The following is a 17,065-nucleotide window of genomic DNA, read 5'->3' as shown; positions in this document are numbered from 1 at the left end:
CTTTGATAGGCCAGTAATATACATTAATTAGATTTTTTTTAAAAGTGTTACTAAACGTTTTGTTACATTGTGCATAACGTTTAGTATATAAAAAGTAGCGAGATAATATGTGTATTCTCTTCGGAGAGGATAAATATATTAAAAAAACGCAAGCTTTGATAACTTGCGCTTAATTAGCTATTTTTTATATCTGTTGTTGGCAATAGTTTATTTTGTTGTTTCCAAAGTTTTAAGCTGAGAGGTAGAATTGTCACACCAATAGCAATCATCATTTTTGGGTTTAAACTTCAATGCATTTTTGTAGCTGTCTTTTGCCTTTTCATTTTGTTTCGCAGCAAAATATACATCTCCCATAGTATCCCAAATATTACCATTATCAGGAAACAATTGAGTGTTGAGCTCTGCAATGACAATTGCTTTTTCAATTTTGTCCCCTCGTAAATAAATTCCACTTAAGCGATTTAAATAAACGGGGCCATCCAACATCGCTTCAAATTTCCGTTTTAATTCCCCCCCCAAATCTTTCACATTTCCGGTATAGCTTTCGGTAAATGTTAGCAACTCAGTCACCTTATTTTTTGATATAGGTTCTGGCTTATAACTTTCATCAAAAAGCATCTTTTCTACTTCAAATGATATTCTCATGGATTCGCGAGTTGACGAATTGGTTGAAAATAGAATAAGAGCATCTTCTACAGGAAACCATACAAACTCATAATAATTAATACCATTATAACCATTATGAGAAATTACTTTAGTGTCTCTATCTGATTGAAATATGGCCCAACCATAGGCATAATAACTTGATTCACCTTCGTATTCGAGAATATGCGGTGTCGTTAATTTCTCCATAGAAGAATTGTTTAATACTGTATTATTTTTTAATGCCAAATACCATTTGTACATGTCTTCTTGGGTGGAGTTAATACCTCCATTTGCCTTTAAAGGCCAAGCAATTTTCCCATCCTGCTGATATTTAGAAATGTGATTCCCTTTATTTATGACATTATACAAATATTCATTAGCTACCAAATCACTGTTCCATTTAGGCAAGAGATAGCCAGTTTGCGTCATTCCTGCCGGTTCAAATAATTCTTTTCTTAAATAGCTTTCATAACTTTTGCCTGATACGATTTCTATTATTCGTCCAAGAATACTGTAGCCAGAGTTAGAGTATTCATATTTTTCTCCTGGTATGAACTGTAAGTCTGTATCAAACAATTGCTGGAAATATTCCTTTTCAGGGATATGGTCAAAATCACTTTCGCCTATATCATGCCCAAATCCACCCGAATGCGTGAGCAATTGATGAATGGTGATGTTCTTTTTATCAAAAGGCAAATCCCTAAAATATGTACTTAAAGAATCGGTTAGCTTTAGTTTTTCGTCCTCGGCTAACTTCAATATCGCCGTTCCTGTAAACTGCTTTGTTACGGAACAGATATCAAATACTGTTTTTGGGGTATTTGCAAAGGACTTTTCCTTATTGGCGAGTCCATAGCCTTTGTTAAGAATTATACTGTCTCCTTTTGCAACTAAAACAGTTCCGTTGAACCCATTTGACTCACAAGCTTCCAGATAGTCATTTATTGGTGAGCTTAATATATCTGTATTAACGGTTTCTCTCTGTTTTTGATCACAGGCAGTGAAACAAATTGCGGTTAATAGTAAAATAGATAGTTTAAGATATTTCATATTATCTGGTCGTAATTATTGCTTACGTCTTCGTGTGGTTAGTTGCTTTTAAAAGCCTTTTGGCTAATGTTGATTCTGCTGAAACAGCCCATAGACAGAGCACGCTGAAAAAGGAGCAAGGCTGTATGGACTAATATTCTGATAATCTAAAGATAGTAATTTGTGGGAGATTTTCCGTTTCTCAACCAACCGCAGCAATTAATTATACACGTTGTCGACAGTAATTTATATTCATTCAGTTTATTCAAATCTTTCCAGAATAATATTTCGCTCACCTCTTAAAACATTATTTTTATCTTTTTTTAAGGTTATTATATTCGAAAATCCTCCACTTCTCTTTATACTCGTTACGTAGTCATCTGTAACTCTTGGGTCATCAGAAAACCATAATGCAGTAAGCCAATATTCTGGATGATCTGGTCCTTGTATGTTATAATGAATATGTGCTGGTTCACCACCATGATTGTGATAAGGAGCAGGTCGAATTGTTTCAAATTCATATTTTCCATTTGAATCTGTTTTTATCCAACCTCTCAAATAACCGTGGTATTGTCCATTTCCTTTTTCATCGCCTATTTTTGGATAGATTCCTTCTATGTTAGTGTGATAAACATAAACGATAATGTCTTTTGCAGGAGTTTTTTTGTCAGGTAAATAGATTGTTCCTGAGATAATGAGTTTTTCTCCTAATTCTCCTTTTGGAGGAATAATTGTTTTCGAAGTAATATTTCCAGGTGCTTCTGAAGTACCACACCAATTACAGGTTTCTTGATAGTTATTTTCTAAGATAGATGCTGATTTTAAAGTACTGTCGTTTTTTTTAGTTGTTTGTGAGCAACCATTAAAAATGAGGCATGAACTTGCAATACAAAGAACAAATAGGTTTTTCTGAATAATCATTGTCATTGAATTTCCGTGTTACTTATAATTAACACCAATTTGCTTCCTTGTGTATGATTTGTGCGACTTAGAATCCGATAATTTTAATTATCTTAACTCTAAATTTGAATCTATTTTAATTGTCATTTACTTCACTTTTCGCGTTTTGTAGCTAACGTGTTTGTGCATGGTTAGTTGCGTTAGTTAGCAATTAAATTAATAAAAGAAACCGAGTACTCACAAAGTAAGCAATGAATTATACACGTTGTTGGTCATAGTCAATTAATATTTTGAAAAATGACCTTAGTTTTTTGGAAGTTATTAAATAATACATTTGAAAATTCAGATTCCTCATATTTGATTATATTGGCATTAAAGTAATATGGTTTTACTTTACGTCTTTCTGGTTTTTTATCTTTTTTAAAAGCAAAATATAAAGGTATTTCATCTCCGTAATAGTTTGCTGTTGATAAAAATCCTATAAGTGCGTGTTCCAAAGAATGAAATCCATTTTTCCAATGACAGGTTTTTAATCCTAAATCTATTGGGTTCCCAAATTCATCTAAAACCAAATAAGTTTCTTTGTTTTTAGAGTCTATCATATTCTCTTGCCAGTATTTATAAGTTTTTTTGAGATAATTTGTGTAGAAAGTAGTATCTGCTAGACTCATTGTAGCTGCCATTTGATCGAGTTCAGCATAATTCCACCAGACTTTGGTTTTTGAAATGGTTAAGGTGCTGTCTGTATACATTTCGGCCCAACTCCCATTTTCTTTAGTGTAGGCAATTTTAAGAAGATTAATTGCGTTTTTTTTCGCAAAATCTTCTAAAGAATTATCATTAAGGAGTTGTCCAGCCAGATACAACATCCAAAATGATTTGATACTATGTCCAAAATCTGTTGGTGATTCACCTAGTTTTTTATTATTTAAGTCACCCCAAAACAAATTATATTTTGCGTCGTAAAAATTATCTTTTAGTGAATAGGCTAAATTTTTAACATCATTTTTAAAGGACTCAGATAATTCATTAGGAACTAATGGTGTTATAAATAAAAGGTAGGCATTTAATTGGTCTAGAACTGCAAGAAGACGTTTGTCATTAGACGTATCTCCCTCGTAGTTATCTTTAACCCACATTACTAGTTTTGTTTTTTCTACAAGCGATGAATTGTCATAATATTCTGAAATCACAAAATCTTTAACTTTTAAAATATTTTCTAATACAGTTTCGTCTCTTGTTAAGTAATAGTACATAGTTAATCCAGTCAACGAATATGCCAAATCTTGAGTGGTACATTGGAATTTCCCTGGCATTCCTTTTCCATCTTGCCAATAAGTATATGGGCTGCCAGTAGAATAACCACCATTTTCAAGTAAATAGTCAACCCCTAATTTGGCTCTTTTCAAATATGCTTCGTTTCCTGTCATATTATAAGCAGCACAATATGTATAAACCTGACGAGAATTAATTCTAATGTAATTTCTCCTTAGGCTATCAGGTTGATCAATAAGGAAAGGAGCAAATTCTTTTGGTACTTTTTTGAAATCAAAATTCTCATAAGTCAATACTTCACCAATTCTATTTCTGTAGTTTGGATAATTTCCCATTGGGTCTCCTATGGCTTCATCAACCATCCAGAAGGGCATTAATAAACTATCTACTTGATATATCCAATCGATTTTCGTGTTTTTAATGTGTACATTTAATTTCTCAGGTTCTGATTTGCAACCAAAAGCCAATAAAACCAATATTAAAATTGCAAGTGCTTTTCTTAGAGTCATATTCCCTCAATTATGGCTAACGTGTTCGTTTATGCCTAGTTGCGGAAAATAAGTTGAGATTTTCCGACGTACTACGAAGTTAATTAATTCAAGTGAATTTCCCGAGAAGAAACTCTGCAGCAATTAATTATACACGTTGTTCGCAATAGTTTTTAGTGTTGAAATAGATGTTCAACTATTATTTTCGCAGCAATTTGACTACCTTTTATAGAAGGATGAAACCCATCAGAGCTGTAATATTCATTGTTTTTGGTGGAATCAATATAATCTTTCCATGTCCTACCAACAGGTAGTAAAATTGAGTTATTAACAGATGCTGCATCTTTATAATTTTTTATAACATCATCAAACGTATGATAGTAGTTTAAAGATGGCCAAACCATAAAGTAGCATAGTTTAACTTCATTTAATTTACATAAACTGTCATATTTTTTTCCGTATTCAATAAGCATTTTTCTACCATCAATTTGAGATGAAGGTCCTTGTTGGAGAATTACAAAGTCATATTTTTTACTTGAAATAAGTTTTTGGACTTGTCCATCATTCCAGTGATCTTCAATGGCATAGTTAGGAAATGCAATAATCTGAGTATTAATTTCTTTTCCTTTTAGCTTGGCATATTTCTTTACAAGCAGTGGCAAATTATTAGTAGAAGTAAGACTGTTACCAATAAATAAAATATTAAAATTTTTATTACGGGTTTCTTGCTGACTATCTAAATTAGAAAAAGTAATTATTAATGAGAAAAATAAAAAATATAATTTCTGCATATTTTGGATTTTAATTGTTGCAACGTGTTTTGTGTAAGATTAGTACCGACTTCGAAACCCAAATCTTTTAATATATGATAAAATTGTGACGAACCACAACTTTATAAACATGTAAATAAACTTTATAATTATAGTAATCAAGGAGTTGTGACCTTCAAAACTATTCAATGAAGTTAGGTGACATTGGTACAAGTGTTCTCTTATTAGCTTACAAAATTAAAGGCTTATCATTCATTTGGTTAGCCTTTTTGTTTGGCCAGGTAACGATAAATAAAAAGCCCGGAGAACCCGGGCTTTTATTTAACTGATCAAATATTATTTATTTCATATAAATCAATTTTCCACTGAATATTTTATCAGCAATTCGAATCTGATAAATATATATTCCATTGGTTCTTAATTGATCTCCACGAATTTCAGCATTAATTACTTCACCTCGTTTTACTTGAGTATCCAATATTCTGGTTATATGACTTCCATTGAGATTATAAATGTCAATTGTTGCATTACCATTAATTGAAGGAAGATATTTGATTATTGCACTTGTAGTAAATGGATTTGGTAAGACAGTAACTTCACCAAGTCCTTTAGTTGTACTTTGTGCTTGAATTCCATTTTGAGTGCTTGCTAAACGAACATTATCACATGTTCCAAATGGAACGGATTCACCAGATCCAAACGCACCTCCTGTAGGAGATCCAGTTGTAACACCATCATATGTAATAGAATAGCTTCCTAAGCCAAAACCGCAACAGATACCATCTCCAAAACTGTCAGAGATGTTAAAGCTGTAACAGCCAGGTAAAACACATTCGTCATATACTGTTATGGTAGTTGCATTTGATAGCGTACCAGCGTCACCTGAAGCAATTAAACCGCCATTTTCATCTGTTAAATTCCAAGATGTTTCTCCCCCAAAATTATCGGTTGTAATTTCAATAGAAATAGCTACACATACTGGAGGCGGAGGATTCGTTTCTAAACACGTATTTCCGCAGAATCCTAAGTGATCACCATGAGCCAAGTGTTCAGCCACATCAACCTCACTGATGCAAATTTCATGCGCATTATCAGGATTTCCCAAAGGAATATGGCAAACACTAATTTTATTGCCATTTTTACCGCAAGCTAAATCCACTACATTCACGTCTACAGAAGACTCTGAAGTACATCCATTGGCATCAGTAACAGTAACAGTATAAGTTGTCGTTTCTGTTGGATCTACACTAACAGAGAAGATATTTGGATTAGTTACGATACCAGCACCAGACCAAGCATAAATAAATGGCCCCGTTCCGCCCAATACACTAGCAACTAAGTGGTTTAATTCTTCTGCAGGTTCATAACCTACAAATTTTGTTTGACAACCGCCAGCATCGGCAATTAAAGGTGTACCACCTAAATCATCTACCAAAATAGAATCAGAACCAATAGCACCAGCAAATCCATCCAACTGGACTAATAATGTGTCACCAGGGGTAAGGCAGGATAATTCTATATATGCAGAAAATAATGTAGAAGATCCACTGCCGCCATCGTCATTGGCTCCAACTTCTGTAAATGAGCCATAATCGCTACAATCACCAGCGCTCCAAACGGCAATTTGACTATCAAATCCAGGTGCGCCTATAGAAACAGATCCGGAAGCCGGTACTTCAAAAGAAAACCAAACCGAGTTTTGTACTGCTGTTTCAAATGAACACCATCCGTCTTGTGAATCACAACTGGAATCGCCTGTTCCTGCTCCCGGAGAAACTTCTCCAACATCTGCAGTGGCAAATGAATTATTGTAATCTTCTGCAACACCAAGGGTTAATGCGGTTGCGTCACAAGGTCCATCATTTGTTGGTGGCGTAATCTCAATACAAGAAGTAGAAAGTGTGAAATCGCCGGTAGCCGTACCAAATCCATGTACCAATATTAAATAAGTCGTTCCTGCATCTGCAGAAAAAGTGACAGTAGACTGGAAGATACTAGTACCACATGAAGAGTCATCATCATTACCAACAACACACGTCAATCCGGCACAAGAACCTGCATAAACGGTTAATTTAGTATCATAACTAGTTGCAGCGTCACAGGTTGTTATAGTGACTTCTTTAGCATCTGCAGAAGTATAAGAATACCAAACACCGGGTGAAGTATTTGAAGTGTCACAAAAGGGTGCACTATCTGCTGTAGCACCTGAAGTGCTCCCAGTTACGCTTTCGTCACATCCTATTGGAATGGCATTTGCGCAATCGTCGTTAGCAAATACTGGCATTGTAAATAATGCTAGTGTTGCAATCATTAAAATTTGTTTAACTTGTTGTTTCATAATTTAGTTGATTAATAGTTATTTTAACATAATATAAAAAATAACTAGCAGAATATTAACATTTTAACTAATTAATACCGAAATATTTAACATTTTTACGCTTTAACACTTTAAGTTTACACTTTAACGTTTTAACACTTTAACTTATATGATTTATCGAGCCAAAACCATTGCTTTATTCCTGATTTGTATGTTATTTTTTGCAAGTTGCAGCAGAAAGATTACTGAAAACCAGAATCAATTATTATTCGAGAGAGCTCAAAATAAACAGGAAAAGCTTGATAGGCTGCAATCAGCCAGAGAAGATCGGGTTGAAATTGACAAAAACTATCTTTTGTATTTTAACAATGGAACGGTTGCTCATAACAGTGGAGATTACTCCAAAGCGATTGAGTTATTTAATGAATCTCTTAAATTGAATCCCAATTTTGCAGAGGCTTGGGGTATGAAAGGGTTTTCAAAATATAAAGCAGGAGACACTCCAAGTGCATGTAAGGATTGGAAAAAATCACTTCAACTTGGAAACACCAATGTTCAAAGCACTATAGACGAACAATGTCAATGATCAATGTACATTTAATATTTAAAAAGAGAGTGTAAATAATAAATGCCAAGGGTGATATCTATCTCTTTGTTAACGAATTTGGATTCTTGAAACGGAGTGAGCATGATGTTGGTAAATTTGTACTTGAAAAATGATGAACGAAAATCAGCTCGTTTTAATAGTTGTGTTCGCTTTGCTCGTTTTTTGTGCCTGCTTGTCGCAGTTAGGTTGTGAAGAACTAAATTAGTGAAATAGAACGAACCAGAGGAATGCCGAGCATCTGGATTCCGAGGACGCACAGACCTAGCAATTAATTATACACCTTGTTAGCAAAAGTTTCTACTTGATAGCGATAACAGCACTTGATGGGCCAGTTAAAGGCATCACACTGGTTTTGCTAAACCCTGCTTCTTTCGCCCATTGGTCAAAATCCGCAGCTGTAAAATCAAAACCTTGATCAGTTTCTATAGCCATATTTAATGACATCATTAAACCGAAAGCATTCTTATTCCTTTCATCGTCAATTATATTTTCAATAACAATAAAAGCTCCTCCTTCAGGTAAAGCATCATAGGCTTTCTTTATTAACATTAACTTATCATCAGAACCCCAATCGTGGAGAATATTTCCCATAGTAATAACATCTGCATTTGGTAATTTATCAATAAAAAAATCTCCTGAACAGACTTCTATTCTATCACTTAATCCCAAAGTTTCCACATTTTCTTTGGCAATTGGGCCTACTGGAGGGAGATCAAAAGACATGCATTTGATATGGCTGTTATTTTTTGCAATATGTATCGAAAGATTCGCTCCTGAGCCACCAATATCACATAGAGTATTGTATTTAGAAAAATCAAAATCTTGAGCTAGCTTCATGAAATTGCCAGTTTGGACACCACCCATACCATGTATGAATTCCCGCAGCCTATCTTCATTTGCATAAATAGCTTGAAAAAGAGGCTTCCCATCATCTTTTGTCTCATTTTGTGGTTTACCTGTTTTTAGAGCATCTTCCAGATTATTCCAAAAAGGATACAGTCTATTGTTTGACATTTCTAGTATTCCACCCATATAACTTGGTTTGTTTTTGTCCAAAAATAAATCAGAGTCGTCAGTATTAGCATATATGGCATTTTCTTTTAATCCCGTTCGGTATAAAAATCCTAACGCGACTAAAGTGTCTAGAAAGTCGAAAAGGGATCTGTCATTTAGCCCAAGTTTCTCTTGGATTTTTTGACCTGACAATCCGCTATTGGCTAGATGAGTAAACAGTTCCATGTTTACAGCTGTCAATAACGTTTTTGATGCCCAAAACCCCATTCCAATTTGCATTATTTTAGAAGGGCTAATTTGATTTTCTTTAGTTGAATCCATAATATGGTTGATTAAGTTATTAGTTTGATTCCTCGATTCCTTGATTTTTGCTAACGAGCTTTTGTATGACTAGTTGCGTCTAACAGCCTTGTGACAAATGTTGGCATTGCTGAAACAGCCAATAGATAGACAGAACGCGATGGAAAAGGAGCAAGGCTGTGTTTACTAATTTTCCAATAATCTAAAGATAATAATTTGTAGGACGATTTCCTCGTCTTAACCAACTGCAGAAATTAATTATATACGTTGTTATATGCAGATGTTAATTCAGATTTGGTTGAGGAGTTATTCTTAAATAAGGTTTAACTTCAGTATGTCCTTTAGGAAATAGAGTTGGTATTTCATCATTTGTAACCGAAGGAACAATGACACAGTCATCACCATTATTCCAGTTGGCAGGTGTTGCAACTTTGTGATAAGCGGTTAGTTGTAATGAATCAATTACTCTTAATAACTCATCAAAATTTCTACCTGTAGATGCAGGGTAAGTAATCATTAATTTTACTTTTTTGTCTGATCCAATCACGAATACAGATCTAACAGTAAGTTTACTATCTGCATTTGGATGTATCATATCATAAAGCAATGCTACCTTTCTGTCTTCATCAGCAATAATTGGAAAGTTGACTATCGTATTTTGCGTTTCGTTAATGTCATTTATCCAACCATTATGGGATTGGAGTCCATCAACGCTTAAAGCTGCTACCTTAACATTCCTTTTATCAAAATCTGCTTTGTATTTAGCAACAGTTCCTAACTCAGTAGTGCAAACCGGAGTGTAATCAGCTGGATGAGAAAATAATATCCCCCAACTATTTCCTAACCAATTATGAAAGTTAATTTCTCCTTTTGTGGATTGTGCCGTAAAGTTTGGTGCTTCATCACCTAATCTAATTGTTCCCATTTTTGTTCTATTTAATTTATAATTATTGTTTTCAAATTTGCATATATCGTGTTTGTGTATGGCTAGTAACAAAATTAGTAAAAGAAAACGAACTAGAGGGATCCCGATACTCGGGGATTCCGAGAACACACAAACTGAGCTATTAATTATACACGTTGTTGTGGTTAGTTGTTTAATTTTCTTTAAGAAAAGCCTTATCTCTATGCCCACCAATATATAACCACTTATTATCCACTTTTATATAAATATCACTGAATCTTAATTTTCCGTTCATTATCTGACCCTTTCGAATAGTTATGCCTTCATCATTAGTTTTATTCTCTTCAATCCATTTGTAATATTCATCGATGGTATAATGTGCAATTGCAAGGTTTCCATCGTCAAGGATTTGCATTTCTTTTCTTTCAATATCAATTTTAATGACTTCCTCATTTTTTTTGATGCCATCCCAGAAAGAAGCAAAAATATCTTTTGTCATCAATGTCTTTGAGTGAAGAGTCCATCTTCTAAAATCGGGATGATAAATTGACATATGACCTTTAAAGTCATTTTCAACCCATGTGCTGTTTCTTTTTTCTACTACTTTCCAAATCTCTTCTTTAATTGACTCTTCTTCATTTAAATTATTTACTTCTTGAGCCAAACCTGTAAAATGAGTCGCAGATGTTAGCATCAACAAAAGGAAAACTCTAATTTTCATAATAATTATTGATTTACTTACCAATTGTCTTGGCTATGATTACGTTGCTTGCAAATACGACAGGATTTTTCCATTAAACAATGAATTTAGTAAAAAGGCTTAGCTTTTCGTCAGAAGATACAGCAGCAGTGAATTGTAGGTGTTGTAGTTACCCGTTTAATCTCCTCACTCTTTTTTTTCTTCCTTCAACGTTTTTTTAGTAAACTTTTCTCCAAAAGCTTCAAGGTCTTCAATCTTTCCTGATGTATTTAAATTAAAATTAATCAAGATTTCACCTCGCCATTTAGGATCTTTATTTGTAATAAATGTATCATAATGCCAATGCTCCATTTTATAATTCAAATAGTTATTAAAGTCTATTTGCAATTGGTCACTAACCAAGCTAATATTAACTATACCTAACATCTCATTTTGATAGGTTCCTGAATATTGGTCTAAGGCTAATGATGGTCTAGTTTCCATAAGTCGTTCTTCATTTCTCTTCTTTTTAGCTTCTTTTGCGTTTTTTCTAAAACCGGAATACAATTTGAAAATTTCCTTGTGCCAGTCTCGATTATCATCGTTGAATGCATAAAGGTCCATGGCCTTATACATTATTGCATGACGAAGTTCGGCATGATCAAGGTTCGCGAAAACATAAACTGCTATATCCTTATCATGTATAATCCCAGCTATTGCAACAAGACCAGGCAGACTACCTGTATGAAAATCAAGTTTATTACCTCGATAGTCCTGCTGAAACCACCCTAACCCGTAGGTGTTCCATTTTGGTTTTGTCAATTTATTAGTTGGATAGACCTGGTTCTCCGTTAATATAGAATGTGGTTTGAATAAATATTGAAATGTTGCGGGTTGAATAATTGTATCCCGTTTAAATATTCCATCATTCACAAGAAACGTTAAATAATTACTGACGTCATTTGCAGAAGACCAAACCATTCCAGCAGCTCCAATCTGATCTGAAAATGTATAGTCCACTTTCACAATACCATCGTCTAAATCATTAAGGTGTGGTGTGGTGTAATTGCCAGCTTTCATGATATCGATCGATTTAGTCTGTGTGCGAGTCATCTCTAATGGCTTTAAAATTTCATTATCCACGAAGACTGTCCAATGCTGTCCACTTACAGCTTCAATAAGCTCTCCAGCAACCGCGTACATAATGTTTTGATAGGTAAACCCACCACGTAGAGGGTATGTTTTTTTTGCATATTTAAATTTATCAATTGTCTCGGTTGTAGAAAGGTTATTTATTACCCATAATAAATCTGCATTTCCAATACCGAGATTATGTGTTAGTAGATCTATTACTCTTGCATTTGCTGTAATGTATGGATCTGAAAGCTTAAACGAAGGAAGATGTTTAATCACTTTATCTTCCCAAGATATTTTATTCTGGTCTACAAGAATTCCTAATGAAATAGCAATTAGTGCTTTGGTTGTTGATGCCATACTGAACAGTGTATTATCATCTACTGGCTCTTTAGTTTCAATGTCTTTTATACCATATGATTTTTTGAATACTACTTTACCGTTTTTAACTACAATTGCTGAAAGTCCTGGTATTTGCCATTCTTTCATTCCTTCCTCAATCAGTGCATTGAGTTTATTGCTTTTTGACATGTCTTGGGAAAACCCTGATTGCCCTAGTAATATAGTTACTACTATTATTAATAAAATTCTATAAGTATTCATAGTAAAATATGTTTTGTTAATTGGCTGCAACGTGTTCTTGTAAGTTTAGTTCCCTTGCTTAGCAACTAAATTAGTAAAAGAAAACGAACCAAAGGAAAATCCGTAGGATTTTCCGAGGATACACGAAGTAAGCAATGGGTTATAAACGTTGTTATCAACTTTTATTATTCAATTCTTATAAAGAAAGCAATTTCAGAAACATTAGTGCTTTCGCTATCAAATGCAATTCCAGCTTTTTCATAATTAGTTATTTTTTGAAGATAATTGTTGTTATTTGAAAAAACGAAAACATCGGTTGAGTCGTTATATTTGGATTGAGTTTGGTCATTATAATTGTATGCTAAGGATCTTTTATAAGTTTTATTTAGTCCTTTTTCCCAAGTACCTATCCAATAATCATTTCCTGGCACTGTGCATTCTTCTGTGATGTCATTTAATAGAAATGTTTGAAAATAGAACGTTCCGTCTTCATTGTATTTGTATTGTGTGCTACTGCTACATTTTAAAAGGAGATTTTCAAAAGGTTCTTTGTCTGAAAAAGTATAAACAACTTTTTCCATTTTCCAAGTTCCAATAATTGGATCATTAGAGAAATCTAGCTTGTTGCAATAATAGGAAAATGATAAAAATGATAGTCCAATTAATATACAAAATAGAAGGTTCAATTTCTTCATTCTGTCAAATTTTGATAGTTATTATTTTAACGCTGAACGATTTATTTAATTGTTTACAATGGTTTTATATAAGTTGTTGGCAATAGTTTTCTGTGCTATAAATAACTCAACCACCATTTATCTCTATTCTTTAACTTATACTTCATGTACCAATTACATAATGGGTAATGAATAAGTATAATACCAACCCATACAATATAAACCACGCCTAGACTGAATCCTAATGCATCTAATCGACCACTTTCAAATAATTCTGTATTCAAAATGCTATCCGTGTAACTACCACCAGTAGCAATGATTGCAAGCATAGAGGCTAAATGAATTATGAGTATATGCAAAAAATAGAAAAATAGTGGTACCCTTCCAAAAGTGATAGCAAATTTAGTTCGTTTATTACTGACTCCTTCAATAGCATATAAAAATAATAAGGCCGGACCAAGAGTAATTAATGCATAGTCTAATGATGGTGGATATTTAGTCACATTCAAAAAAGACATGATTGTATAAATACTGTTTTTTTGTTCGACCCACGGTACCAGGTCTCCATAAATATTTATTCCCCTTATAATCAAAAAAAGTAATATTGATCCTATTCCGAGATAGAGTAATAGTTTTTTTCTTACCAGAATATCAAAACCCTTTTTATAAATTGCCCCGAAGCAATAACCAAGTGAAATAATTCCAATCCATGGAATTAAAGGATAGGAGAACCTAACAAATCTACTTTCGCCTATAGGGAATCCACCTGATTGGTGCATGGCTCGCCATAAAATTGATGTAAAATTGTCTCCATTCATTACAATGCCATCCAATAGATTATGACCAGCAATTAGTGAGATGGCGATTAAAAGAATTGCTTTTTTAGGTAAATAAATAAGAAATGATAGAACGACCATACTACAACCAATTGCCCAAATAACTTGTAGCTGTATGAACCCAAATGTAATATCAAACCACCACAGGAAATTATTCAGAAAAATCTCTAAGAATATCAACCACAGGCCTCGTGTAAAAAGAAACTTAAATAGGTCTTTCTTAGTTCTTTTTGATCCATATAAACATGCTGATGATCCAGCCAAAAACACAAAAATAGGAGCGCAATAGTGAGTGATAAATCGTGTTGCGAAAAGTATTGGAGTTGTTGTCTCTAGATTGGTAGGATTGGGTAGTCCTAAATGGAAATAATCTCGTGTATGATCCAGAGCCATGAGAATCATGACAATACCTCTTAATATGTCAAGAGATTCGATTCTATTTGATTTCAATTGTTTCATCATAAAAGGTGAATTATTGCCAATGTGTTTGTGTATGCTTAGTTGCTTTGGAAAGAACTAAATTAGTAAAAGAAAATGAACCAGAGGAAAATCCGCAGGATCTTCCGAGTACACACAGACAGACCAAGCAATTAATTATACACGATGTTATACTCAGTTTTTGTTTTTCAAAATGTTAAGTTCCCCGAAATCAACATCAAGTAAATTTTCTTGATCAATGGAGAATCCTAATATTTCTCTTTTTGAATTAAAATTGAAAGTTAAAAAACCATCTGGAACACGTATGTCATACCAGTCAATTTTAAAAGTGTCAAAATGCCAATGTTTTAATTTTCCTCGAAATACTTTAGTATGGGAAAATGAAATTTCTAATTCGCCTTCGTTGGATTTATTTATTAATATGTCACCATACATCTTATCCGTATATTTTCCAATATATTCACTAATTGCTAATGAAGGCTTTGTATTAGGAATTTTTAAAAGGCTTTTAGAATATTCTTTTTTCTCTTTTATTCTATTTTCCCTCCATTGTTTCACTCTAGAATAAAAATTGTCTGGTAGATTCTCTTCAAGAAGCTTCTCTAATAGCAATGCCCTCAAAATAAATGTTGCTGGTTCTTTCGATGCATTAGTAAGTATAACAAATCCCAAGTCCAAATCCTTTATCATCACAAGTTGGGCTGACATCCCGTCAATCCCTCCACTATGTTCAATTACCTTATGCCCATTTACCGGTGTAAGCCACCAACCGAACCCGTAGGACGAAAATTCATTTTTGAAAATACCTCCATTTGCGTAAATAATTTGAGGCTTGAAAATTTCCTTGATTATCGTTGGACTTACAATCGTATCATTTTCAAATACTCCATTATTCAACATTAATCTCATATAATTTGACATTTCAATTGCTGACGAGTAGATAAAACCTCCAGGAGCAAGATTATCTCCTTTTTCTTGAATTATTGCAGCCTTTTTGTAATTTTCATTCCAAATATGAGGTTGTGCTAGATTCATATTAGCTTCTCTTTCTGTTGATAACGATGTGCTATTTTTCATTTTTAGTTGGTCAAACACTCTAGCTTTAAGGAATTCATCCCATGATATTCCAGTAACTTTTTTTACGATTTCTGAAGCGACAACGTACATTACATTTTGATATGCTGGCTTTTCTCTAAAAGTAGACGCAGGCTCCAAATATTTGAGTCGTTTTATTATTTCTTCTCTAGAATAATCTGAGTGATACCAAAGTGTTCCACCACTAACATCTTTCAGCCCACTTCTATGGGTGAGCAGGTCTCTAATCGTAAAATTATCTGTTACATAAGGAGCGTACAATTCAAAATAGGGTAGGTGCTCTTTAACTTTATCATCCCAATCAATTTTACCTTCATCTACTAAAATCCCCAACGTTAAAGCTGTAAATGACTTAGAAATTGAACCTATTCCAAAAATTGTATTTTCATCAACTTTTCTTTCATTATGTATCTCCAAATTTCCATATCCTTTGGAAAATATTATAGAATCATTCCTGACAATACCAATCGAAAGCCCAGGTATTTCAAAGTCCTTTATTACTTGATTTATTTTCAAATCAAGTGAATCTAATTGTATTTGTTGAGAGAATGAATTGGAGAATAATAATAACCCAATTATGGAAAAGAAGTTAATTTTGATTTTCATTTTTTATGTAATTGAGTTTAACATGTTTGTGTATGGCTAGTTGCGTAGGCTAGAACTAAGTTAGTAAAATAAAACGAACCAGAGGAATCCCGAGCACACATAGACCAAGCAATTAATTATATGCGTTGTTCCTACTGGTATTTTATTTAAATAGTTCATAATGCCCATTTAGTCTAATAGTAACGACTATATCTTCGATGGTTTCGTTTCTAAAATACCACCCATGTTTTCCTTCAAAAGGAGCAGTTAGTGTTCCTGCCATATTGTTCGAATATGCAAGCGTATAACTTTCATAAAACACATTTTTTGGCGGATTTTCTTGTTTTACTTCACCATGAAAATCTATATAAACAATACCCTTATCTGTTGCCCACTCGTATTTGGTGCTACCATATTTTAGACTTTTAAATTTATATTCAATTCCTTTTCCAGCAGGTACGACTACCTCTATAGTATCCTCTCTTAAAGGGTACTGAACTTCTGGAGGTGGATTATCTGCTTCGCTAGGCTTAGGTACGCTTAGGGGAGAACCTAATTTTTTCATTTTTATTTTATTGAAATTTAAACTAGAATAGGTTTCATTATTTTCTGTTTTTTCATTTCCTTGATATAACTTAGAAAAACCAAATAATTTACCCGTTCCTAAAGGGTCCAAACCATACTCCGCAGGTAAAACGGCAGTTAACAGTACAATGGTACCAATTATTAATGCGATGATTAGTGATTTTAATAATTGGCCTTTATTTAAATTAGGTTGATTATTTGTTGTCAT

General features: G+C 33.5%; 14 protein-coding genes. 1 reads left to right on the top strand and 13 read right to left on the bottom strand.

What is annotated here, in order from left to right:
- Positions 1 to 207 precede the first annotated feature (207 nt).
- The 5 genes from V7719_RS05980 to V7719_RS05960 form a co-directional block, all read right to left on the bottom strand.
- Positions 208 to 1,695 (bottom strand): serine hydrolase, encoded by a 1,488-nt coding sequence (locus V7719_RS05980; protein WP_335728972.1) that lies wholly within the window; start codon positions 1,693 to 1,695, stop codon positions 208 to 210.
- A gap of 240 nt (positions 1,696 to 1,935) precedes the next feature.
- Positions 1,936 to 2,595, bottom strand: coding sequence for a dioxygenase family protein (locus tag V7719_RS05975; protein WP_335728971.1), 660 nt, complete (start codon positions 2,593 to 2,595; stop codon positions 1,936 to 1,938).
- A 257-nt stretch (positions 2,596 to 2,852) separates the two neighbouring features.
- Positions 2,853 to 4,358: an AGE family epimerase/isomerase gene (locus V7719_RS05970; protein ID WP_335728970.1), complete on the bottom strand. Its 1,506-nt coding sequence runs from the start codon at positions 4,356 to 4,358 to the stop codon at positions 2,853 to 2,855.
- A 152-nt stretch (positions 4,359 to 4,510) separates the two neighbouring features.
- Positions 4,511 to 5,128 (bottom strand): SGNH/GDSL hydrolase family protein, encoded by a 618-nt coding sequence (locus V7719_RS05965; RefSeq protein ID WP_335728969.1) that lies wholly within the window; start codon positions 5,126 to 5,128, stop codon positions 4,511 to 4,513.
- 319 nt (positions 5,129 to 5,447) lie between these two features.
- A complete protein-coding gene (locus V7719_RS05960) occupies positions 5,448 to 7,445 on the bottom strand; it encodes a T9SS type A sorting domain-containing protein (protein ID WP_335728968.1) in 1,998 nt (665 codons plus the stop codon).
- Positions 7,446 to 7,593: 148 nt separating this feature from the next.
- Between V7719_RS05960 and V7719_RS05955 the strand changes: the two genes are divergently transcribed.
- The gene (locus V7719_RS05955) at positions 7,594 to 8,010 is read left to right on the top strand and encodes a tetratricopeptide repeat protein (protein WP_335728967.1); all 417 of its coding nucleotides are present in this window, start codon (positions 7,594 to 7,596) and stop codon (positions 8,008 to 8,010) included.
- A 318-nt stretch (positions 8,011 to 8,328) separates the two neighbouring features.
- Here V7719_RS05955 and V7719_RS05950 read toward each other — a convergent pair whose 3' ends face one another.
- The 8 genes from V7719_RS05950 to V7719_RS05915 form a co-directional block, all read right to left on the bottom strand.
- Positions 8,329 to 9,366, bottom strand: a complete 1,038-nt coding sequence (locus tag V7719_RS05950; RefSeq protein ID WP_335728966.1) for a methyltransferase — start codon at positions 9,364 to 9,366, stop codon at positions 8,329 to 8,331.
- A gap of 262 nt (positions 9,367 to 9,628) precedes the next feature.
- Positions 9,629 to 10,270 (bottom strand): peroxiredoxin, encoded by a 642-nt coding sequence (locus V7719_RS05945; protein WP_335728965.1) that lies wholly within the window; start codon positions 10,268 to 10,270, stop codon positions 9,629 to 9,631.
- 172 nt (positions 10,271 to 10,442) lie between these two features.
- Complete coding sequence (locus V7719_RS05940; RefSeq protein ID WP_335728964.1) at positions 10,443 to 10,970, bottom strand: nuclear transport factor 2 family protein; 528 nt, start codon at positions 10,968 to 10,970, stop codon at positions 10,443 to 10,445.
- A 165-nt stretch (positions 10,971 to 11,135) separates the two neighbouring features.
- Complete coding sequence (locus V7719_RS05935) at positions 11,136 to 12,665, bottom strand: serine hydrolase (protein WP_335728963.1); 1,530 nt, start codon at positions 12,663 to 12,665, stop codon at positions 11,136 to 11,138.
- A gap of 164 nt (positions 12,666 to 12,829) precedes the next feature.
- Positions 12,830 to 13,339, bottom strand: coding sequence for a hypothetical protein (locus V7719_RS05930; protein ID WP_335728962.1), 510 nt, complete (start codon positions 13,337 to 13,339; stop codon positions 12,830 to 12,832).
- 95 nt (positions 13,340 to 13,434) lie between these two features.
- Positions 13,435 to 14,616, bottom strand: coding sequence for a DUF1624 domain-containing protein (locus V7719_RS05925; protein ID WP_335728961.1), 1,182 nt, complete (start codon positions 14,614 to 14,616; stop codon positions 13,435 to 13,437).
- A 150-nt stretch (positions 14,617 to 14,766) separates the two neighbouring features.
- Positions 14,767 to 16,293, bottom strand: coding sequence for a serine hydrolase (locus V7719_RS05920; protein WP_335728960.1), 1,527 nt, complete (start codon positions 16,291 to 16,293; stop codon positions 14,767 to 14,769).
- Between the two features lie 142 nt (positions 16,294 to 16,435).
- Positions 16,436 to 17,065, bottom strand: a complete 630-nt coding sequence (locus V7719_RS05915) for a hypothetical protein (protein ID WP_335728959.1) — start codon at positions 17,063 to 17,065, stop codon at positions 16,436 to 16,438.

The organism is Psychroserpens sp. (assembly GCF_036960315.1).
Classification (GTDB): Bacteria; Bacteroidota; Bacteroidia; order Flavobacteriales; family Flavobacteriaceae; genus Psychroserpens.
The sequence above is the reverse complement of the archived record's forward strand: the minus strand, read 5'-3'. Positions and strand labels throughout refer to the sequence as shown.

Excerpts from the sequence above, each read along its gene's own strand:
- V7719_RS05980 (WP_335728972.1), bottom strand. The coding sequence starts at position 1,695 with ATGAAATATCTTAAACTATCTATTTTACTATTAACCGCAATTTGTTTC.
- V7719_RS05975 (WP_335728971.1), bottom strand. The coding sequence starts at position 2,595 with ATGATTATTCAGAAAAACCTATTTGTTCTTTGTATTGCAAGTTCATGC.
- V7719_RS05970 (WP_335728970.1), bottom strand. The coding sequence starts at position 4,358 with ATGACTCTAAGAAAAGCACTTGCAATTTTAATATTGGTTTTATTGGCT.
- V7719_RS05965 (WP_335728969.1), bottom strand. The coding sequence starts at position 5,128 with ATGCAGAAATTATATTTTTTATTTTTCTCATTAATAATTACTTTTTCT.
- V7719_RS05960 (WP_335728968.1), bottom strand. The coding sequence starts at position 7,445 with ATGAAACAACAAGTTAAACAAATTTTAATGATTGCAACACTAGCATTA.
- V7719_RS05955 (WP_335728967.1), top strand. The coding sequence starts at position 7,594 with ATGATTTATCGAGCCAAAACCATTGCTTTATTCCTGATTTGTATGTTA.
- V7719_RS05950 (WP_335728966.1), bottom strand. The coding sequence starts at position 9,366 with ATGGATTCAACTAAAGAAAATCAAATTAGCCCTTCTAAAATAATGCAA.
- V7719_RS05945 (WP_335728965.1), bottom strand. The coding sequence starts at position 10,270 with ATGGGAACAATTAGATTAGGTGATGAAGCACCAAACTTTACGGCACAA.
- V7719_RS05940 (WP_335728964.1), bottom strand. The coding sequence starts at position 10,970 with ATGAAAATTAGAGTTTTCCTTTTGTTGATGCTAACATCTGCGACTCAT.
- V7719_RS05935 (WP_335728963.1), bottom strand. The coding sequence starts at position 12,665 with ATGAATACTTATAGAATTTTATTAATAATAGTAGTAACTATATTACTA.
- V7719_RS05930 (WP_335728962.1), bottom strand. The coding sequence starts at position 13,339 with ATGAAGAAATTGAACCTTCTATTTTGTATATTAATTGGACTATCATTT.
- V7719_RS05925 (WP_335728961.1), bottom strand. The coding sequence starts at position 14,616 with ATGATGAAACAATTGAAATCAAATAGAATCGAATCTCTTGACATATTA.
- V7719_RS05920 (WP_335728960.1), bottom strand. The coding sequence starts at position 16,293 with ATGAAAATCAAAATTAACTTCTTTTCCATAATTGGGTTATTATTATTC.
- V7719_RS05915 (WP_335728959.1), bottom strand. The coding sequence starts at position 17,065 with ATGACAACAAATAATCAACCTAATTTAAATAAAGGCCAATTATTAAAA.